Here is a 19,002-nt window from a genome sequence, read left to right as displayed (position 1 = left end):
GGCGATGGTGATTTTAGGTTTGAGTTTCATACAGGTAAACCCTAATTAAATATTTTGTAGTTACTCAACAATTCTTCTCCAATATACCATATTCTGTTAATATAAAGTTTAGATGCGTTCGCCCTGTAATCTCCGGAAAGAGCGCTAAAGCGCAACAACGTACCTATTAATCAAGGTATGTAGTTGCGCTTGGGCGCTCTTTATAATCTTAGGAAAGAGCGCCCAAGCGCAACAACGTACCTAAATATTCAACAAATATCTAGCCCGCAATTCGATCGACTTGATGCGCTTCGGTGATATCTGGGATATCCAGGCGATTAGCCAATCGTTGAATTACCGCTTCTGGGACTGCTGCTGCGCGCTCACGATTCCGGCGCAAGATTTCCTCCAAGGGAACTTCCAAATAAACAATCCGAATACGCGCTCGATAACCAGCAAAAAAATTAATTAATTGCTGGCGCATTTGTTTAGTCGTATTGGTGGCATTCCACACAAAAGAACATCCCGATTTCATGTATTCCCGCGATCGCTGTTTACTGTAGTTTAGACTAACCAAAGATGAGAACGGTGGCAAAAGAAGAACTAGAGCCACCGCGCTAGGAGAGAATGAGGGTGAAAAATAAAACCTATCCACTCCTTAAATGAACAGTGAACGATTAAAGAACTTTCGTCAAGCAGCATACGAGTTATTGGTACTCGCCAAGGATGCAACATTCGAGCTGATGGATGCAGTGATGACCACCAGGAATGCAGCCTGTTTGGCGGAATTTTCGCTCAATCCATTATTCAATCGTCAATGGCCAAGCATCTATGAAGCCTTGCAAGACTGTAGGCCAGACCGAAAAAAACTGATGGAGTTGTATCTGAAGCAATTACAGAAAGAAGCACCCCCAGCAGAACACATATTAGTGGCAATCGACCACACTGCATGGGAGAGACGAGATGCCAAAACATTAAAAGACAGAACCCATGAATATCAAAGGGGTGTAATAGTCGGACAGGGGTACAGTACAATTGCGTGGGTACCTGAAGAAAAAGGAAGTTGGGTATTACCCCTGCTCCATGAACGAATTAGTAGCGGGTCTTCACCAATACTTCAAGCAGCTTCCCAACTCAAACTTGTCTGTGAACAGAGTGTCAATCCAGTTTTAGCAGTTTTAGATCGAGAATATGGGAATGCAAGCTGGGTACTGGCACTAACAGAAGCGTCCATTCAAGCTGATTGCTTAATGAGAGTCCGAAAAAATGCCTGCTTATGGTCAGCACCACCAGCATATAGTGGTCGCGGTAGACCACCCAAACATGGTCAAAAAATGAGACTCAATGACCCAACCACATGGCTTCAAACGAATACAGAGATTGAAATTGATGAACATCCAGATTTGGGAAAAGTCCGAGTCAAACAATGGATTGACTTGCATTTTTATCGCGCCCCTGGACAAAAAGTCAATTTAATCCTGGTGGAAAGAATGAAGCCCATGTCAAACGGTCAACCGTTTCCACCCTTATGGTTGGCTTGGGTTGGAAAACGAACTCTCCCTTTAGAAACTGTGCCGGTTTAAATATTTACGACGCTTTGGAGTCGATCATTGGTATAGGTTTGCATTCGCAAAGATTGTATTGGACATTGCCTAACTTGAGAACTCCTGAACAATCTGAACGTTGGAGTGATTTAATGCCCTTGATGAGTTGGCAACTGTGGCTAGCTAGGGATTTAGTAATCGAGAATAGACTTCCTTGGCAATCTGCTACTATCAATTTAACCCCTGGACGTGTTGCACAATCAATGTTTTCGCTTTTAGTTGACATTGGTACTCCCGCAAAAATCCCCGGCACATAGGGGAAAATCCCCCGGTTGGGAAAAAGGAAGGGTACGGACGGTAGCACCGCGATATCCCACTGTGAAAAAACGGGTTTCCCGACGTAAAAAGTCTTCAAGATTAGTTATTTAATCTTCTCCCTCTTGAGTTTTTGAGCAGCAGCTTGCCTGAGATTCAAAGGTGGCTACTTTTAGCTGCGCTCATTTTTTAGTCTAAACTACAGTTAGTCATCAAATAATCTATTTCAGTGGCGGTATCGAAAGTTTCTGCATTCATGACGATAGCCATTACTTTCTTACCCGTGCATTTTGATAATTCGACGACTTGAATTGCTACCCATACTGTTCTCGGTCGTTCTAAAGAGAGTTGAATTTTTGTGAAAGCCTCTACAGGTAAGCTTTTCGCTAAATTATCTACTCGAATCTCTTCTGTTTTATCTACTGTTTTTTGAATTATTACTTTGCGATTCTTGGCAAGTCCTCCGATATATTTTAGTTTTCGGTTTTCCAATTCTTGTAAAAAACTGGTGTTGTTACCATACCCTGCATCCATCAAGACTATTCCTGGTTTATAGCCTCTAGCTAAGGTTTTGTCGATTAAATTTATGGCTATTTCTGGCTTTTTTTTGAATTCTGGGTCATCTTTTCCGGAGGGTAATGAGTCGGCTTTTTTATATAATTCAATATCTAATGGCAGGCTCTTTTTGCCATCATATAGATGACTCGTAACTACTACTACCCCATTGTCTGTTTTTCCGATTTGTCCGATGTATTGTCTGCCTACACCGTCGGTAAAGTTACCACTTTTTCTGTGTCCTGAATCATCTATTATTAGGCTGAATCCTCGACTAATCTTGGTTTGATTACACTGATTCATTACCTCTAGCCGACGTTCATTGAGGGAATTGAATGACCAAGGCGCTGTTGTTAAAAAATGATGTAATTTGTGGTAAGTTACTCGCCACAGCATTTTCTGCCATCTGCGACAGGTTTTTTCGTTCACTTTCTCCCAATAATCCCCCTAAATAGTTCCTAAACTCTCGTTTTTGGGCAAGATGACCAAAAATATCGTCAAATCTTTGACACCATCTATCGAAGCAGGGGGGCATCGCGGCAGGGGTTGTCTCTTTCATGGGTCATTTTTTAACGTTATATGCTTGCTATGTAAGTATTATAATCTATTTTTATCGTATTTTCTGTTTAAGTTCCGTTAAGTCCCCCTTGGTTCGGGGGATGCGACGGGGATCTCCGGGGCATAAAAAGTGTTAAGTAAACCGTATTGCAATATAGTTGACTTAAGACCAATCAGATTTGGTAAAAATGCCTGTATTCCTATAAAATCGCGCTCGTAAGGATCGCAAATTAAATAATTTACACAAAGAAAGTGGGATGGGCGCCCCGCCCGTCTTTCCGGGATGGGCGTCCCGCCCGTATTTCCGGGACGGGCGTCCCGCCCATCCCACGAACCATTAAATTGTAAGTTATTTAATTCTCATTCCTAAATTCATCAAAAAGCTGTAAGTCAACCGTATTGCACTATAAAACCAATCTTACGACATTATATAAATTTCAAAAATCCGTAGGTATGCAGTGCATACCTACGGATTTTTGACATGGTTAAATTAGCCCTTATATTCTTCGAGAATACTGCAATTAACGGACATTTTTCCTAAGGAATCAGTGAAGGTAACTTCATCTTTATAATGCCGGGGCGTTTCCATCAGCAACCGCCAAGCTTCCCCAGCATCGATTAAATTCATTCGATCGGGATAGTGAACATTTAACAACTCTTGCACCATCGGGTAATAGTCGGAGTTAATGCTGGGGAAAATGTGGTGTTCTGTATGGTAAGAAAAATTTAAGTGCAGCAGGTCAAATATTTTAGGAACCCGCAGCGAAGCACTATTGATCAGCGGGTCATTAATGCTGGTCATTTGACAACCCATGTGGTTGGTATAGATGTAAAACATTGCGCCCGCATGACCAAGTGCGATCGGCAAAATGTATGCCAGAATAACTTTAATCGGGTTAAAATCTAGGTAAAACAAGACGCCCAGATGAATTCCCAAAATTCCGAGACATTCCAGGGCGATCGTCAATCGATCTTTCGGACTAACGGTAAACGCAGCGGGCACGTAATCCACAGATTTATCGTTGAATAACAATACCGATGACACGTTGCGGAAGTTATGCACCAACCACGATCCAGCCATGCCTACAATGAACCACAGGGGACTGACTTCCACCGACGGTACAAAGAGATTTTGAATCCATTTGCCCCAAGTATCCGGTTGCTGGAACAGGTAATTGCGATCGGGGTCTGCTAAGGAATTGGTGGTACTATGGTGTACGAGGTTGTGCAGCGATTTCCACTGAGTAGGTGGCATCAATAGCATACTTAGGCCTAAAAAGGCGATCGAATAAGTCAGCCGGGATTTTTTCTGAACGCTGCCGTGCATCAGATCGTGGGAGCTAAATAGCAAAACTATGATACTATTGCCCATAATCGCAGCCAAAGGCAAGTAAAGCCCTAAAAGGTAGACAGGCCAGCGATCGAGGTAGTCGGCAATTCCCCATCCCAGCAATAAAATTCCCAGATTGATTAACAGGATTGTTAATTTGCTAGGATCTGGTTCAAAGGCATTTGGTGGCAGTAGCGGACGCAATTTTTTAACATAAGCCGATTGGTGAATTAGCGTTTCGCGATCGACAGTCTCGTCTAAAGAAATGAGAATTTTTTCTGAATTCATTGTTTGCTAATCACACCAAAATGTTAGTCAGATTGTTTTTTTGACATTTATTAGTATATCACCTTTGGGAATTAATTGATTTTATAAAATCTTTTATTGATGATAGTTACCTGACATTTATATGTGTCATATATTTTTTTTAAGTCATATTCGCTGTAAAAACAAGATGCTTGGCTCGGCGTCTGGAACAATACTATAGCAATCCTAAATCATTTGCATAATTATTGTAGGAATTCTTTAAGAGCGGGTTGCCCGATAGATAATGGGTAGGAACGGGGAACTACCCTACAAATTTATCTGAATCATTGAGGATTGCTATATCCTTAAATTAATGCCTATTTCATAAAATCTTGATATTATTATCGATAAATTATATCGTGTCCGGTCGATTGACTGCAATACGTAAGGAACGCACGTGCGGACTAAAGTCCGCAACATACTGCGGACTAAAGTCCGCACTACGAACGGTTTTTGTTATGGTAATCGACCGGACACGATATTATCTGTCATTTCCACAACTCCGGCTGGACACCATACTGTGCCGTTGGCATACAGATGAAATGCTCTAATTTCGGTAGTGGGAATATTTTTTAGGGTTGGTATTAATTCAACAGCCAAACTGCCAAAGATAACTGAGCTAAAATTCTCCATTACCTTGAACAATTTCTTTAATTGTTGTCAGCGTATCTAGCCCGATCAATCCCCGACGATAGCCTTTTTGGTTGGACATTCCCAGAAAAATTGCATCTCCCCGATTTTGATAGCGCCAAAACCGAGGCGAGGCATTAATAAAAGTTGAGGCGCTGTTAACATCCAGAGCAAATTGGCGGCTTTCTAAATAAGATTCAGTGGCGATCGCGTCAGCGTGGCCGCTGCTGTAGCGGTTAATCCAGCCGATCGCAATTTCCAAACTATCAACAACTTTAAACGCGATGGTTTTGTTTAAATACGGTTGAGTCCACTCGTAGGGTTCCGCCAGCTTCAAGTCTGGGAAATCTGCGACAAGATCCGCATCTGCGGTAATTTGAAAGCCTTTTTCTTTTAAACTGTTCCACAGCCTGACTAAGGAAGAATGCTTTTGGTTGCGATCGATCAATACTTTCTCGATCGCGTTTACCGGATCGGGCACACTTTGATGGCTGTCCAAAATCATCCACCTTGCCATCTCCAAACTACCAGTCGGCGACCAATAAAGGTAACAATTGCCCATTGCCGATCGCAACACCGGTGCCGTACAAAGCCTTACCACCTGCTGCACCAAACTCGGTCTACCGTAGGGAATAATTAAATTGAGATATTGGTCTTGAGTTACCAAATCGCGGATCGAAGCGCCCCGATCCGGCGGCAATACCTGCAAACATCCTGACGGCAAACCGACCTCATCGATCGCCGAAACCAAAGCTTCACCAATTACAGCATTAGTTTGCCAGCTTTCGCTGCCACCTTTGAGAATCAAGCTGTTAGCGCTTTTGAGACACAAACCGGCCGCGATCGCGCCGAATTCTGGAAATGCCTCGTAAATAAGCGCGATCGCCCCGAGCGGCAGAGACTGACAGTACACCTGACAGCGATCGACTTGATAAGAAGCATTGATCACCCTGCCAATTGGATCGGGCATTTCCCCCAACCGTTGCAAAATTTGGACAGTTGTCTTGATCCGTTCCGGCGTCAGCTTCAGCCAGTCTACAATTAAGTCGGGAATCGCCATGTCGCGACTCGCTTCTAAATCCAGAGTATTGGCTTCTAAAATGTCATTTTGTCGGCGTTTGAGTGCGATCGCCATTGCCTGCAAAGCAGCAGCGCGATCCGTACTTTTGGTTGCCGCCAATTCCAAAGAAGCCTGATAAGCGCGGCGGGCGACATTGGCCCCCTCTGATGAATGACTAAAATCCTCTATTATCATTTAACTAACGCCTGTAAGCCAGCCATACCATCAGCGCCGGCAGCATTGCTAACAGCACAGCGACCATTGCCCACAGAATAATATTCGGGCCCGGTGAGTGCAGCGCCAGGGGCAGCCAAATCAATAGAGGCACCAAAATCATCCCCAGGGCTAGGGGCAAGTAGTGCGCCTTCAAACCCGGATGTGCTCTGTGCCACTGGTTGCCTGTCCACCGCCAAGCCTGCTTGTAAGGATAGTTCGTTGATAGTTGCTCGATGACGTGTCCGTTTTCCTCCAATACAAATATTTGCTGACAGCGGTTGCAGCCAAAGGCTTCTGTCAGCGTTATGGGTACGAGACGGCCGCGGCGCCGGCAAGGGCACGGGTACTCATCGTTTAAGTCAATTTTGGGAGCTTTTTGAGATGGCACGAGCGATCGGATAAAAAAAGCGTTTTTGCAAAAATAATCGTTAACATATCCATTTAATCAAACTTGTGATACTCCCGAACCCGAGTCATAGACGGGGATTCTTGAATAGTCCAAAGTCGGGCTTGTCTTCGGCGTTATCAAGCCACCGCTACTAACTCAGTTTGAATTTCTTCAAACATTCCGTATACTTTTGTTTTTTTTTATTTCGTCCTGCCATCACTAGCCAACAGGTACGGTAGGCTCAACATCCTGCCATTATTCGCAATGAGAGCTGTTTCGGATATGGGCCGAATATGCCCGTTGCAGGGATTGCTCCCAACTCAGGATGTTTCAACACGCAGGTGGTTATTCTTACTCGATATTTTTGATGATAACATCAACTTTTGATTAACTCTGTAAAAAATACCTAAAGAAATCTTCAAGACGGTTGAAACCGCTATCGAATTTCCCCATACCTAAAGTCAGGAGCTTGAGTCTCGCTTCCCGGTCAATTCTGCCCAGTCGAGGCTTTTAACTACCTGTTTCGATCTATCGCCCGATCGGCTATTGTGACTTGCCAGTTATCTAATCAATTTTACCATTAACCTAGGTGTTTTCAACAACCGTTAGGGGTATATGCGATATCTTCTCGCTATACTTTCCGGGTTAGTCTCCCTGGTGTTCTTGATTTTTAAAAGCGGGTGACGCGATTCGAACGCGCGACATTCACCTTGGCAAGGTGACGCTCTACCACTGAGCTACACCCGCATTTGCTGCGGTATTAATAATATTGCCTCACTGCTCGGAATTTGTCAAGTGTTTTTTGTAAGTTTTTTTCATAAACTCGCTGGGGCGCACCCGAATGCCTCACCCCGCCTGAAATTGCAGCAAGTAGATTGTTAAAAAAATCAGTAATTGCAGTGCTTTTGACCGCGATCCGCCGAGGGCAAAGCTACAATCAAGCTGCAATTGTGGGAGAACACTGCTCATGTCAGACTTAAATCGCGGAATCATGAAGTTCAAGGGAGCTGACAGCCCGATCGCGATCGCCATTTCAGCGATCGTCATTGGTGGCGGCATCGGCATCCTAATCTGGTGGGCGCTGCAATCAGCCTACGCCTTCAGCTAACACGCTGCTCAAACCTAAAAATTAGAAAGCTTTAGTCACAGAAGACAGAATTTTTAGGGAATTCTGTCTTCTGTATTTTTTTGCCCTTTCGAGTGGGGTGACTGCCAGCAGGGACACCGTGAAAAAATACGGCGTTGCTTAATCAAGGTATGAAAATCGATAACTTGAAAACTCAGCTATATTGATTGACTCGCTTGTTTCATTTTTTCATATTCAGTCGTTCATACCATTGCAGCAGCAACGCCAAAAATACTTGTGTGTCGCCCTCAATCAATTACTGCCCAAAAGTACCATTACAAGGACTTCTGCGACACCACAACTAAGTTCGACAGTGCATTAATTCGATCGCTCTTCTTGAGACTATCTGCGTTAATCTGCGTTAGTCGGTGGTTTTCTGTTTTTGTCTCAACCCTTGAAATATCATCGCTGGCGATCGATCTGCTTCATTCGATTGCCCCTTCCCAATAATATTTATCTCAAATCTGCGATCGCACCCTAAACGAGCTGAGCTGCTTCAGATTTTCTCGATCGATTTCCCCGAAGACCTACTTTTGTAGTATACTTGTAATTCAAGCGCCATCGCGCGCAGTTATCAGACTCAAGTGTTTGCAAGGGTTGTATCGCAACAGAAATTTATGGCAAGTTTTCGGGACATCCTTAAATACTACACCCGCTACAGTCAAATCTCAGCTCTGAGCATCGGTGCATCCAGCCTGTTTGCGATCGCGGATTTAGCTGTACCCTACGCGATCGGGCAACTCTTAAATGTATTGTCCGATCGACCTACAGACACAATAACGCAAAAATCGATCGCAGCGATCGCCTCACTTACCCAGCAGTCACCCAGCAAGATCTTATCGCTATCCGTCTTGCTGGGCTTGATTTTTCTGGTAACAGTCGCCAAAGCACCCATAGAACTTTGGATGGGAAATTGGTTCCATTGGGTAGTACCGTTGAGAGCAAGGCGGGATTGGATGAAAGGAGCGATCGGCAAAATGCTCACCTTACCCTTAGAATTCTACGACGAAAACAACGCCGGACGAATTTCCAGTCGCATCGCCAAAGGCATCGCCAACCAGACTTGGACATACCCAGAAATTGCCGCTGAATTCATCCCAGAAGTCGTCCGCTTAATCGGCATTTTTGCAGTTATTTGGTTAATTGAATGGCGCATCGGCTTATTAATTTCAATTTCCTTCGTATTTATCCTCAGTTTTACCCTCAAAGGCCTCCAAGGGCTGACTCGGCGCGAAGAAATTCTGGATGAATACATTGAAGATACCGAAAGTCGCAACTCAGAAATTATCACAAATATCAAAACAGTCAAAGCTTTTGCCACTGAAACAAACGAACTAAAAAAGCAAACAACCAGACTCGATCGCGAGTTGAAAGTTGTAATTCACCGCATTCACAAAGGATACGTCATCCTCGGGACATACCGACAAACAATCGTCCAGCTTTGCCTGTTTTCAGTTCTCGGTTTTAGTCTAGCAGCAACAGTCGCAGGTAAAATATCTCTGGGATATTTTGTTACGGTTTACACCTTAGCAAGTATGGCCTATTCGCAACTGCGCCCGATTAGTATTATCGCCGAATTATTTGCCCGCCGCTATTCTTCAATGATCCGCTTCCATGAGTTTATGCAGTTACCAGACGGTGTTGATGCGGTGAATTTAACAGAAAATGCTGCATCCGCGTCGCCTTATAAATTTAGTGGCAAAATTGAGTTTTGCGGGCTGACATTCGGGTACGATCGCGAAAAGCCAGTTTTGCAGGATATCAATTTATTGATTCATCCGTGTCAGACTGTAGCATTAGTCGGGCGATCTGGTTCGGGGAAATCAACATTAGTGAAACTGCTGTTTCGATATTTTGAGCCTAACTCCGGGCGCATTCTGATCGACGGCGAGGATATTTCCAGTTTAAATGTCACTGGCTACCGCAAGCGTTTAGCCATTGTCCACCAAGAAGTAGACGTGTTTAACGGTACTTTGCTAGATAATTTGACATACGGCAACCCGAAAGCAACTTTCGCCCAGGTTGAAGAAGCTTGTCGCATCGCCAGAGTTGATGAGTTTGTGAACTTGTTGCCCCAAGGTTACTATACCGTTGTCGGGGAGCGGGGAATGCGGTTATCTGGCGGTCAGCGGCAGCGGTTGGGCATTGCTAGGGCGCTGTTAGTGGAGCCGGACGTGTTAGTCTTTGACGAAGCTACTTCTAGTTTGGATTATGAGTCGGAGCGATCGATCCAGCTAGCCATGCAGAACATCTTGGGTACGCGCACCACCATAATTATCGCCCACCGCCTGAGTACAATTCGCGAAGCCGATGCGATCGTCGTACTCGACGGCGGTAAAATCGTCGAAGTTGGCAGCCACGACGAACTCTTGAACCAAAAAGGCATTTACCGTCGCCTGCACAAACTGCAAGAAACCGGCGAATTACTAAATTAACAATTTCTGCTGAGCCCAGACTTCCGGTGCTATAAGAATCCTAGATGGACACGTGGCCAGAAACCGGGTTTTTAGCAAAATAGTCGTTGCAACCCTCAGATTCGGTAAAAAACCCGGTTTCTTGTAAGGTTCGTAGTGCGGACTTCAGTCCGCTTTCCGGCCGTAGTGCGGAGAACTTACACGCGCCAACTGTTAAGGTTCGTAGTGCGGACTTCAGTCCGCTTTCCCGCCGTAGTGCGGAGGACTTACACGCGCCAACTGTTTTTGTTATGGTAATCGACCGGACGCGATATGACTTATGTGTTCAGCCTTGAATGATTAAACTTTTAAATGTCATGTTGCAGAAAAAGAAGAATCTGCTAGGATGTTTAACTGTGGGTACAAATGGGTCGGTGCCCGAGCGGTTAATGGGGGCGGACTGTAAATCCGCTGGCTACGCCTACGCTGGTTCAAATCCAGCCCGGCCCACCACAATTCACATAAAAGTTAAAAGTTAAAAATTAAAAGTCAAACATTTTAATTTAACATTTTTAATCTTTTATGCCCGTGTAACTCAGGGGTAGAGTACCTCCTTGGTAAGGAGGAAGTCGCGAGTTCAAATCTCGCCACGGGCTTGGATTCAACAGTTGACAGTTGACAGTTGACAGTTTTAGATATACCTCTACCTATAAGTCCGAGGAATGAAACAGTGAATAATTTTGTTTTATTTCCCCCTCGAAGGATGAGGCTTTAAACCCATTTTTGTTTGTAAATTATGTGAGACAAAAACAGAATTGGCGGTTGAATTGTGTGTTCAACGGCCTATGTTTTTTAATTTTATTTTTTAACAGTCGCTTGCAAATAAAGCAGCGGATCTTCCGCCACCCAACCCGAACCCGAATTGTACCGAACTTCAAAATGTAAATGAGCTTGGGGAATGTCCCGTTTTCCAGTCATCCCCACGCTTCCCAAAACTTCTGGCGATCGCACTTTTTGACCGACTTTCACTACAACATCTCTTAAATGAGCGTAGCGCGTTTGCTTCCCCGCTTGATGGTTCACCACAACCAAATTCCCGTAATCCCCCTGCGGCCCGGCAAAGGCGACAGTCCCTCCGCCCGCCGCCAAAACCTGCGTACCCTCCGCAGCCAAAAAATCTACCAAAATTAGGGGGTTAGAGCCTCGTCCTTCCAGGACGACTTTATTCTATAAATCCTTTTGCCATTTTGTAGAAATTCGGTAAAATCAAACAAGGAGGTGATGCAAGTGTTCAATCTGACTTATGAATTCAAGCTAAAACCAACAAAAACACAAGTAGCAATATTTGAGGATTGGTTGGAACAATGTCGCAAGGTCTATAATTATGCCCTGCAAGAACGTAAAGATTGGTATAATTCGCGAAAATGTCGGATTGACGCTTGTTCCCTGCGCTCGGAATTCATCATCAGAGCTGACACACCCAGACCAACTTACTCAACTCAATGTAAAGCCTTAACTGCATACAGGAAAACCAGCCCTGCATTACAACGTATCAATGCTCAAGCTTTACAACAAGTGCTGCGTAGACTAGAAAAGTCATTTGTAAGTATGTGGGAACAATACTTCGGACAGTTTTTTAACGACTCTGTAAGCGTTACAGCGTAAGCCCTGGCATTTTTAATGTTTTTTTGAAACTCCGGGCTAGACTCAAACATTGAAAAAATACTCATCCCTATAGCCATCAAGGGTTTGAGATACTCTCCTTAGATCTAAAAATGTCCGAAGTATTGTGGGAACAAAATCACGGATTTCCCCGATTCAAAAAAAGGGGAGCGATGAGGTCTTTTGTGTTTCCACAACTAAGTTCAAACCCAATTCAAAATAGTAGTGTGAAACTGCCTGTAATTGGCTGGGTAAAATTTTGGCAATCCCGAGCAATTCCCGATGGTGGAATTATTAAGCAGGCACGGGTGGTAAATCGTGCATCCGGCTGGTATGTAATGCTGACCGTTGCATGGGACGTAAAAATTCCCGAGGTAATGCCACACGGAAATCCCCTGGGAATCGATGTCGGACTAACGAATTTCATAGCAACTTCTAACAGTCTTTTAGTCAAGCGGCCAAGGTTTTTTATAGAGGCAGAACGCAAGCTGAAATTGCTGCAAAAACGTGTAAGTAAAAAGCGCATTGGCTCAAATAACTGGCGGAAAGCTCAGAAAAAAGTTGCTCTTTTGCACGAATACGTGGCTAATTGTCGCTCAGATTGGTATCGCAAAATCTCTCATCAAATTTGCAATGATGTGGGGATGGTATTCGTTGAGGACTTAAATTTAGTTGGACTATCCAGAGGGATGCTGGGCAAGCACTGCTTAGACGCTGGATGGGGTCAATTTTTCACGATTTTGGAACAAACCTGTTGGAAACGTGGGGTGTACTTCCAAAAAGTGGATGCGAAGAAAACGAGTCAGATTTGTCCAAATTGCGGTGTCGCAACAGGCAAAAAAGAGCTTTCTGAACGTACTCATAATTGCTCAAATTGCGGTTACACAACCGATAGAGATGTTGCAGCAGCTCGCTTTAGTTCTAATTAGAGGACTTGCAGCCGTAGGGCATACGGTCAAGATGCTTGCTAGCAAGTAAATTCGTCGGAATCCCTGTGAAGCAAGAATCCTCTTGCCTTTAGGCAGAGGTTTGTCAACGTTTCGCCCTGGAGAGCGATGTGGCGGCGCGATCGATCCAAGGCCGGCCCCAGGCAATCGCGGGCGGGGTTCGGGTTTTCCAAAGGTGCGCCGGGAGGAAGATTTGCCGCCGTTTTGTCAACAGGGGCGATCGAGCAAATCAATGCATAAATGACCAAAAATAGGCGTTTAGAACTCATTGCGTGCAGAAAAAAGTATTCATTCGGACAATTGACAATTTTTGAGCCGAGTGAAAAGGCTTATTTGAAAACTCCAGCCGTACCCTAGACTATAAATCCCAGGCTAAGCCAAGTTAGGATGAGAATTATTAGTTTTTGTCGCTCTTGGCAAATCAGGCAATTTTTGCCCGTGATGCCCGTGTTGCGCCTGGTTGCTAACAGCTATATTCTTGAGGAAGCGGTACGCCCCGCCCCGCTTCCTTCCCGTCGCCAAGACAAAAATACTTGATGCCGAAGGTGTCTGCGGGGATGAGGTATTCAGCGGGAGTTTTTAAATGTCAGTAACTCAGGGCTCAAGCCACTGAGCTTGTAAGAGAAATCTAGCAAGCTATATTGACCAGCCTAAGCCTTAACTGGCTACGTTATTTAGGTCACGACACCCTGGGATGCGAAGCTAGTCCCTTGCTCTGTCGCTAGTAGTTAAACAGCCTTAAAGTCACTGAGGCAGTGCTGCTAGCCTGACAAGCCTTTATAACATTGGCGAAGCTAACTTTACCCCGAAAGGGAGATTGAGGACAACCATCCTCGCCAGAGGGGCAACCATACCCCTCTACCCCGCAAGGGGATTCAAGGCGGTTGAAACCGCCGGGTCGTTTCTCTCTCAGGACTGAAGTCTCTGAGTTTCTCACTTACCGAGTGCTTTTATGAGTTTATCTTTTAAGCAGTTGACCCTTTATGTCACTTTGCTGTCTGTTGGGGGAGGCATCGGATGGTTGGGGAATCGCTATCTACAAGGCTCAAACAATCCAGAAACCGGATCAGTTTTGCCCGTGGTGCGCCAGCAAATCCCCTCTTATGTGTCTCCTCCCGTTCAGGAAAATCGCCCAGTCGATCGCAGCAATCCCAATTTTATTGCTGAAGCAGCCGAAAAAATCGGCCCTGCTGTCGTGCGGATTGATGCTTCGGCTAAGGTAACGAATCAAGTCCCCGAAGCTTTCAACAATCCTTTGTTTCGCCGATTTTTTGGGGACAATTTGCCCAAGCCGGAAGAACGAGTCAGGCGCGGTACCGGTTCTGGGTTTATTCTTACTTCTGACGGCCGCATTGTGACTAATGCTCACGTCGTCTCCGGGACGGATACTGTTAAGGTGACGCTCAAAGACGGCCGCGAGTTTGAGGGTAAGGTGCAGGGCGTCGATCCGCTGACGGATGTTGCTGTTGTGAAAATTAATGCCAAGGAACTCCCGCAGGTGGTTTTGGGTCGATCGGACAATATTGTACCCGGACAGTGGGCGATCGCGATCGGCAATCCTTTAGGGCTCGACAATACTGTCACTGTGGGCATTATTAGCGCCACAGGTAGAACCAGTTCCCAAGTCGGCATCCCCGACAAACGAGTTAGGTTCATCCAAACCGACGCCGCCATCAACCCCGGTAATTCCGGCGGCCCGCTATTGAATGACCAAGGCGAAGTAATTGGCATCAATACCGCCATTCGCGCCGACGCTCAAGGCTTGGGATTTGCAATTCCGATTGAAACCGCCAAACGAGTTTCCGATCAGTTATTCGCCAAAGGGAAAGCCGAACATCCTTATTTGGGGATTCAAATGCTCAGCTTGACTCCCGCCACCAAGGTAGAAGTCAACAAACAACTCGAAAATAAAATTACGATCGATCGAGGCGTAGCTGTGACGAGAGTCGTGGAAAATTCCCCTGCCAGACAAGCCGACTTGCGTGCTGGAGATGTCATTCAAAAAATTGACGGAATTGAAGTCAAGACTCCCGGGGACGTACAAGAACGGGTGGAAAACACTGCTGTGGGCAAAGAACTCGAATTGGAAATTAACCGTTTCGGTCAAGTTCAGAAAATTAAAGTACGTCCGGGTGCTTTTCCCGTATCGGGGAGTCCCACGGGTGGTTAAGTTCAAGCGGTGGAGTTGAAAAATAAATTTGATGCTGGATAGTCCTGGACGCAAAAACCGGGTTTTGCCACCAAAATCCTCCCTGTATCGCCAGGTACATAAGATTAAAAACCCGGTTTCTTAATTCGCTGTTTGTCCAGGAATGTTTATTTGCTCAACAATTTTCATCTTTCTGGCTGGCCAAACCCGTCGCTCTTTTTACTTTTCTTTGGTAGGATTTGGTTTAATCGAACTCGTGCTTGCTAAATTTTCTTCTAGGTACATCCTCTGCTCCATTTGTCTGAGAAAATAGCCTGTCATCATCGCTGAAGCTAGCAAACCTGCTAAGTTTTCGCGGTCTGTGGTAATTTCGACATTAAAATTGTCTGAAGGCAGTACGCCGACAAGTCCTTGAACGTTATGAGAGATAATTTCTCTGATTTCTGGGCTGGCGGACTTGGCGATGCGGGCTAGAACCTCCGGGGATTGGTGTTGGAGGTACTTCAGAAGTGGATTGACTGCGGTTTGTTGGGCATTGTTTTGGTCAAAGTCAGGGTGAAAAACCATTTGGCGATTCTTAATTTCTGGCTTGCTACATTCTACTTGAAATTACTCATCATTGCTTGGGTACAAATTTGCCTGAAAGTCAAGTTGTAATTGTTTGGGCAATTGGTCTACTTGAAAATACCGGTGAAATTTTTCGGTAACTTGTAGCCAGTACGATCGCCCATCCGTTGGCTTTCGTTTCCGCACGAAACCCATTTCTACCAGTTCCTGCACTTGTTGGTAAGCCCCCGAACCCCGCAAATTCACTAAATCTGGCTGCGCGATGCCACCTTTGAGGGCGATCGCCGCCAGCGTTCGCAAAGCCCCAACACCTAATTCTGGGGGTATTAAAGTTTGCATTAAATTAGCAAACTCATCTCTGAGTTGCAGGCTGTATCCCGTCGGGGTTTCGACGACTTCTAAGGCACTCTCCCGATGGGATGAGTCAGACATGAGCTCGATAATCGCATCTTCGGCTTCCGATCGATCGCACTTAGCAATCTCGGCAATCTCTACGAGCGACACCGGCTGACCTTTTAGGTAAAGTATGGCTTCTATTGTTGTGGCTAAACGAGTCATTGGGAAATTTTTTAACAGTTGACAGTTGACAGTTGACAGTTTGTAGGGGCGGTGGATGGTGCGGGCCCGCCCTCTCCCTTAAGTCCGAGTATTGGAGTAATGAATAGTCTGATTTTAATTTCTCCCGGATTTGCGGTTTTTAACCAATTCTTTCTGCTAATTTAGCAATAGAGACGTTAAATTCAGAAGGATCGAGCTATCTAGGAGAACCGGAAAAAAGCAATTAGACATTCATCAATCTAACTGTCTGCCCGTCAGTTCTACAAATATATCCTCTAAATTAGAAGGACGAACCATCATACCAGTCTTATCGTCTTTCGCATCCAGATAAAAATTCGCTTCTTCCAAAGTCGGGAAAAACTTGTATTCCCAGCGATCGCCTATTTGCTTCATCACCAACCCTTGACCGTGTTCTTCCCGCAGTTGTGCTAGCGTTCCCAATTGAATCAACTTGCCGCCGTCCATAATCCCGATGCGATCGCACAAATACTCTACCTCATCCATATAATGCGTCGTCAACAGCATAGTCATCCCCTGCTTGTTCAAATCTAGAATAATTTCCCACAACCTGCGTCGCGTTTGCGGGTCTAACCCTACAGTCGGTTCGTCCAAAAATAAGATTTCCGGTTCATGCAAAAGCGATCGGGCAATTTGCAACCTCCGCTTCATTCCACCCGACAAAGTTTTGACTAAATCATCCCGTCTTTCTGCTAATTCTACATATCCCAACCACTGTTTAATCAACTGTTGCCGTTTCGGGTTGGGGATGTGGTGCATCCGCCCGTGAAACTCCATATTTTCCCAGACAGAAAGCTCATTATCAACGCTTGTTTGTTGCAGCACAACGCCGATGGACTGTTTAACTTGCAAGCTTTGACGCATCACGTCATATCCAGCTACCTCAATTTGACCGCTGGTGGGTTTAGTCAGCGTAGTCAGCATCCGAATTGTAGTCGATTTTCCGGCACCGTTGGGGCCCAAAAGACCGAACATTTCTCCGGCTTCAATCGTGAATGAAAGGTTATTGACAACAGGAATTTTGTTGTAGATTTTGCAGGCATTTTGCAGGGAAACAGCGGCAGTCATAGGTATTTTTGTATCAATTATTGCGATCGATCTCTTGCTTGTAGACCAGATTTTGCCCGGTCAATTAACCATAATACTTGTGGCGGTTTAGTAACAATCTCTGATTCACATCCACAATATCTATCAACCTGCCCCAACCAAACGACAAAATTTGATGGCGGGCAATTCAACAGACATGATATCATCTCTGGATCCAGCAACAAGTGCGATTGACTAAATTTTCTGGTAACACTCATCGTTAAAAATAGCATAAAAACCTAATTTTTATGCTATTCTTAACGAAGAATCTTGTTAGAGAAACCAATCTTAGTCTCACCCTCAATTATCAGGCTAATTTTTTTTTACCGCTGGCATTAAGTAGGTAGGCACAATCAAACCAAACTACGTAAACTTATGTAAAGCAGCAGAAACGCTTTAAATATAAGCCTTTTAGCGATTTACATTTCTTAATCTAGTTGTGTTTTTTAGCGCTCACCTACTTACCCGCTTATTGCGGTTGAGTTAAGTCAGGGGTCATTTCCACGATCCGCTTGTCAAGTTGGCGTGCGACTGAACTCATTGTTATAGCTGGTTTCTTGCCATCAACATACAGAATCATCAGATAACTTCCTATTTTTCCCCATCGAAATACCGCGATTTCGAGATTCATCGTCACACCTTGTATTTTTCCTTGATTTGTCCACCCACGCGATACCTCCCCAATCTTTTCTTCTAAAGTTAAAGTAGTAAGATTAGTAAATTGATATTCATTCTTACCACTACTGTTTAAACCTTTGGAGAACTCTTTGGCAAAAACATCTTCACGCATATCTGCGTCAAATTTCGCTCGATCTGGTTGGTCAGTTTTTGTGTAAATCCTAGGATTATTTGAAAATGCTGGTCGTCGTTTTTGTTATAAGCAAAAACGCTTGCTGGTTTCAATATCTGGAGACCGCTGACCAGTTTTTGCATGGTCGCAGGTGGCATATTTACAAAACCTGCAGGTAAGTCTTCTAAAGTCAGGACTAGGTTGGACAATTGGGCTGCGGGAGTTGGAATATCGGCAGATAGAGTATTGGGAGGAGAGAGAATTGGAATTGCGATCGACTCTTCGCCAACTGCACCGCCCAATCCAGCACTAATTAGCAAACACACCAAGAACACAACTTTTTTTTTCATTACTTTACCCTGTTGCGATCGCCCATGACTAATCTCTACCTCACTCTACCCCCAAAGCGCTATCTTTTACTCTGCCGCTTCTAATTCTTCTAATTCTTGTGTAGACTGCCATCCAGCTTGCCAGAGCGATCGATCTTTGAGCTGTTTGGCATTCAGCCAGAAACGGACATTTGGATCGCAAGCGGCCACCATTTCGGCAAAAACCCATTGACCTTCGTTTTTGCGGTTGACTACTTGAAAGTGCCGCCACCCCCAAGTTTTTTGGTGAGAAGTCCATCGGGAACCAACTAAATAAGGAAATTTTTGTTTTTTCGGCACAGTATTTTTGTTGGCAAATATATGAGAAAGCAACGCCAGTTCAAATCTGAAGTGCAACACCCAGGAGTTTGACCAAGGGGGACTCACAGGGATAGTCTAATGTTTACCACAACAAAAGGACACCCCCATGAGCTACACCCATCTTACTCTTTCTGAG

At 44.8% G+C, this 19,002-nt stretch carries 19 protein-coding genes, 3 tRNA genes and 2 pseudogenes; 9 read left to right on the top strand and 15 right to left on the bottom strand.

The annotated features are described in order from the left end of the window. Window positions 1-259: 259 nt before the first annotated feature. A complete protein-coding gene (locus tag QZ918_RS30175) occupies window positions 260-556 on the bottom strand; it encodes an AAA family ATPase (protein ID WP_293342055.1) in 297 nt (98 codons plus the stop codon). Between the two features lie 85 nt (window positions 557-641). Between QZ918_RS30175 and QZ918_RS30170 the strand changes: the two genes are divergently transcribed. After that, window positions 642-1,562, top strand: a complete 921-nt coding sequence (locus QZ918_RS30170; RefSeq protein ID WP_293342052.1) for a transposase — start codon at window positions 642-644, stop codon at window positions 1,560-1,562. A 474-nt stretch (window positions 1,563-2,036) separates the two neighbouring features. On the opposite strand, the pseudogene QZ918_RS30165 reads toward QZ918_RS30170, so the two are convergent. The 6 genes and pseudogenes from QZ918_RS30165 to QZ918_RS30140 form a co-directional block, all read right to left on the bottom strand. Further along, window positions 2,037-2,952 (bottom strand): annotated as a pseudogene (locus QZ918_RS30165) (IS701 family transposase); the annotation flags it as partial. 489 nt (window positions 2,953-3,441) lie between these two features. Further along, window positions 3,442-4,569, bottom strand: coding sequence for a fatty acid desaturase family protein (locus QZ918_RS30160; protein WP_293342049.1), 1,128 nt, complete (start codon window positions 4,567-4,569; stop codon window positions 3,442-3,444). Between the two features lie 474 nt (window positions 4,570-5,043). Then, entirely contained in the window at window positions 5,044-5,220 is a 177-nt protein-coding gene (locus tag QZ918_RS30155) for a hypothetical protein (RefSeq protein ID WP_293342045.1), read from the bottom strand. Next, on the bottom strand, window positions 5,207-6,472 hold the full coding sequence (locus tag QZ918_RS30150) for a glutamate-5-semialdehyde dehydrogenase (RefSeq protein ID WP_293148895.1): 1,266 nt from the start codon (window positions 6,470-6,472) through the stop codon (window positions 5,207-5,209). The genes QZ918_RS30155 and QZ918_RS30150 overlap by 14 nt, the downstream gene beginning before the upstream one ends. Before the next feature lie 4 nt (window positions 6,473-6,476). After that, window positions 6,477-6,881 carry a hypothetical protein gene (locus tag QZ918_RS30145; RefSeq protein ID WP_293148896.1) on the bottom strand — a complete coding sequence of 135 codons (405 nt, stop codon included), beginning with the start codon at window positions 6,879-6,881 and terminating at the stop codon, window positions 6,477-6,479. 675 nt (window positions 6,882-7,556) lie between these two features. Continuing rightward, window positions 7,557-7,628, bottom strand: a tRNA-Gly gene (locus QZ918_RS30140). 220 nt (window positions 7,629-7,848) lie between these two features. Between QZ918_RS30140 and QZ918_RS30135 the strand changes: the two genes are divergently transcribed. From QZ918_RS30135 to QZ918_RS30115, 5 genes are all read left to right on the top strand, one after another. After that, entirely contained in the window at window positions 7,849-7,989 is a 141-nt protein-coding gene (locus QZ918_RS30135) for a hypothetical protein (RefSeq protein WP_293148897.1), read from the top strand. A 635-nt stretch (window positions 7,990-8,624) separates the two neighbouring features. Next, window positions 8,625-10,442: an ABC transporter ATP-binding protein gene (locus QZ918_RS30130; protein ID WP_293342042.1), complete on the top strand. Its 1,818-nt coding sequence runs from the start codon at window positions 8,625-8,627 to the stop codon at window positions 10,440-10,442. A gap of 135 nt (window positions 10,443-10,577) precedes the next feature. Further along, window positions 10,578-10,718 carry a hypothetical protein gene (locus QZ918_RS30125; protein WP_293342039.1) on the top strand — a complete coding sequence of 47 codons (141 nt, stop codon included), beginning with the start codon at window positions 10,578-10,580 and terminating at the stop codon, window positions 10,716-10,718. Between the two features lie 110 nt (window positions 10,719-10,828). Further along, a tRNA-Tyr gene (locus QZ918_RS30120) sits at window positions 10,829-10,913 on the top strand. Window positions 10,914-10,984: 71 nt separating this feature from the next. Beyond that, window positions 10,985-11,056: transfer RNA gene (locus tag QZ918_RS30115), tRNA-Thr, on the top strand. Window positions 11,057-11,258: 202 nt separating this feature from the next. Here QZ918_RS30115 and QZ918_RS30110 read toward each other — a convergent pair. Beyond that, entirely contained in the window at window positions 11,259-11,585 is a 327-nt protein-coding gene (locus tag QZ918_RS30110; RefSeq protein ID WP_367275471.1) for a M23 family metallopeptidase, read from the bottom strand. A gap of 122 nt (window positions 11,586-11,707) precedes the next feature. Here QZ918_RS30110 and QZ918_RS33345 point away from each other — a divergent pair. Beyond that, window positions 11,708-13,028 (top strand): annotated as a pseudogene (locus tag QZ918_RS33345) (transposase); the annotation flags it as partial. A 1-nt stretch (window position 13,029) separates the two neighbouring features. Here the strand turns inward: QZ918_RS33345 and QZ918_RS33190 are convergent. Then, window positions 13,030-13,278, bottom strand: a complete 249-nt coding sequence (locus tag QZ918_RS33190) for a hypothetical protein (protein ID WP_366863508.1) — start codon at window positions 13,276-13,278, stop codon at window positions 13,030-13,032. A 118-nt stretch (window positions 13,279-13,396) separates the two neighbouring features. Here QZ918_RS33190 and QZ918_RS30090 point away from each other — a divergent pair, with 118 nt between their 5' ends. Beyond that, complete coding sequence (locus tag QZ918_RS30090; RefSeq protein WP_293148899.1) at window positions 13,397-13,546, top strand: hypothetical protein; 150 nt, start codon at window positions 13,397-13,399, stop codon at window positions 13,544-13,546. Window positions 13,547-13,961: 415 nt separating this feature from the next. Then, a complete protein-coding gene (locus QZ918_RS30085; protein WP_293342033.1) occupies window positions 13,962-15,179 on the top strand; it encodes an HhoA/HhoB/HtrA family serine endopeptidase in 1,218 nt (405 codons plus the stop codon). Window positions 15,180-15,377: 198 nt separating this feature from the next. On the opposite strand, the gene QZ918_RS30080 is transcribed toward QZ918_RS30085, so the two are convergent. The 6 genes from QZ918_RS30080 to QZ918_RS30055 form a co-directional block, all read right to left on the bottom strand. Then, on the bottom strand, window positions 15,378-15,725 hold the full coding sequence (locus QZ918_RS30080; protein ID WP_293342030.1) for a DUF760 domain-containing protein: 348 nt from the start codon (window positions 15,723-15,725) through the stop codon (window positions 15,378-15,380). A gap of 42 nt (window positions 15,726-15,767) precedes the next feature. Further along, a complete protein-coding gene (gene scpB / locus QZ918_RS30075) occupies window positions 15,768-16,283 on the bottom strand; it encodes an SMC-Scp complex subunit ScpB (protein WP_293342027.1) in 516 nt (171 codons plus the stop codon). 234 nt (window positions 16,284-16,517) lie between these two features. After that, the gene (locus QZ918_RS30070) at window positions 16,518-17,369 is read right to left on the bottom strand and encodes an ABC transporter ATP-binding protein (protein WP_293342024.1); all 852 of its coding nucleotides are present in this window, start codon (window positions 17,367-17,369) and stop codon (window positions 16,518-16,520) included. A gap of 487 nt (window positions 17,370-17,856) precedes the next feature. Next, the gene (locus QZ918_RS30065) at window positions 17,857-18,177 is read right to left on the bottom strand and encodes a hypothetical protein (protein WP_293342020.1); all 321 of its coding nucleotides are present in this window, start codon (window positions 18,175-18,177) and stop codon (window positions 17,857-17,859) included. Then, window positions 18,135-18,527 carry a hypothetical protein gene (locus tag QZ918_RS30060; RefSeq protein WP_293342017.1) on the bottom strand — a complete coding sequence of 131 codons (393 nt, stop codon included), beginning with the start codon at window positions 18,525-18,527 and terminating at the stop codon, window positions 18,135-18,137. The genes QZ918_RS30065 and QZ918_RS30060 overlap by 43 nt, the downstream gene beginning before the upstream one ends. A gap of 66 nt (window positions 18,528-18,593) precedes the next feature. Further along, the gene (locus QZ918_RS30055) at window positions 18,594-18,845 is read right to left on the bottom strand and encodes a TIGR02450 family Trp-rich protein (RefSeq protein WP_293148905.1); all 252 of its coding nucleotides are present in this window, start codon (window positions 18,843-18,845) and stop codon (window positions 18,594-18,596) included. Between the last annotated feature and the right edge of the window lie 157 nt (window positions 18,846-19,002).

It is taken from the genome of Microcoleus sp. CAWBG58 (assembly GCF_020883045.1).
Classification (GTDB): domain Bacteria; phylum Cyanobacteriota; class Cyanobacteriia; order Cyanobacteriales; family Microcoleaceae; genus Microcoleus.
The sequence above is the reverse complement of the archived record's forward strand: the minus strand, read 5'-3'. Positions and strand labels throughout refer to the sequence as shown.

What these genes read in the sequence shown, in the direction of transcription:
- QZ918_RS30170 (WP_293342052.1), top strand. Translation starts at nt 642, where the DNA reads ATGAACAGTGAACGATTAAAGAACTTTCGTCAAGCAGCATACGAGTTA.
- QZ918_RS30160 (WP_293342049.1), bottom strand. Translation starts at nt 4,569, where the DNA reads ATGAATTCAGAAAAAATTCTCATTTCTTTAGACGAGACTGTCGATCGC.
- QZ918_RS30155 (WP_293342045.1), bottom strand. Translation starts at nt 5,220, where the DNA reads ATGGAGAATTTTAGCTCAGTTATCTTTGGCAGTTTGGCTGTTGAATTA.
- QZ918_RS30150 (WP_293148895.1), bottom strand. Translation starts at nt 6,472, where the DNA reads ATGATAATAGAGGATTTTAGTCATTCATCAGAGGGGGCCAATGTCGCC.
- QZ918_RS30135 (WP_293148897.1), top strand. Translation starts at nt 7,849, where the DNA reads ATGTCAGACTTAAATCGCGGAATCATGAAGTTCAAGGGAGCTGACAGC.
- QZ918_RS30130 (WP_293342042.1), top strand. Translation starts at nt 8,625, where the DNA reads ATGGCAAGTTTTCGGGACATCCTTAAATACTACACCCGCTACAGTCAA.
- QZ918_RS33190 (WP_366863508.1), bottom strand. Translation starts at nt 13,278, where the DNA reads ATGAGTTCTAAACGCCTATTTTTGGTCATTTATGCATTGATTTGCTCG.
- QZ918_RS30090 (WP_293148899.1), top strand. Translation starts at nt 13,397, where the DNA reads ATGAGAATTATTAGTTTTTGTCGCTCTTGGCAAATCAGGCAATTTTTG.
- QZ918_RS30085 (WP_293342033.1), top strand. Translation starts at nt 13,962, where the DNA reads ATGAGTTTATCTTTTAAGCAGTTGACCCTTTATGTCACTTTGCTGTCT.
- QZ918_RS30080 (WP_293342030.1), bottom strand. Translation starts at nt 15,725, where the DNA reads ATGGTTTTTCACCCTGACTTTGACCAAAACAATGCCCAACAAACCGCA.
- scpB (WP_293342027.1), bottom strand. Translation starts at nt 16,283, where the DNA reads ATGACTCGTTTAGCCACAACAATAGAAGCCATACTTTACCTAAAAGGT.
- QZ918_RS30070 (WP_293342024.1), bottom strand. Translation starts at nt 17,369, where the DNA reads ATGACTGCCGCTGTTTCCCTGCAAAATGCCTGCAAAATCTACAACAAA.
- QZ918_RS30065 (WP_293342020.1), bottom strand. Translation starts at nt 18,177, where the DNA reads ATGCGTGAAGATGTTTTTGCCAAAGAGTTCTCCAAAGGTTTAAACAGT.
- QZ918_RS30060 (WP_293342017.1), bottom strand. Translation starts at nt 18,527, where the DNA reads ATGAAAAAAAAAGTTGTGTTCTTGGTGTGTTTGCTAATTAGTGCTGGA.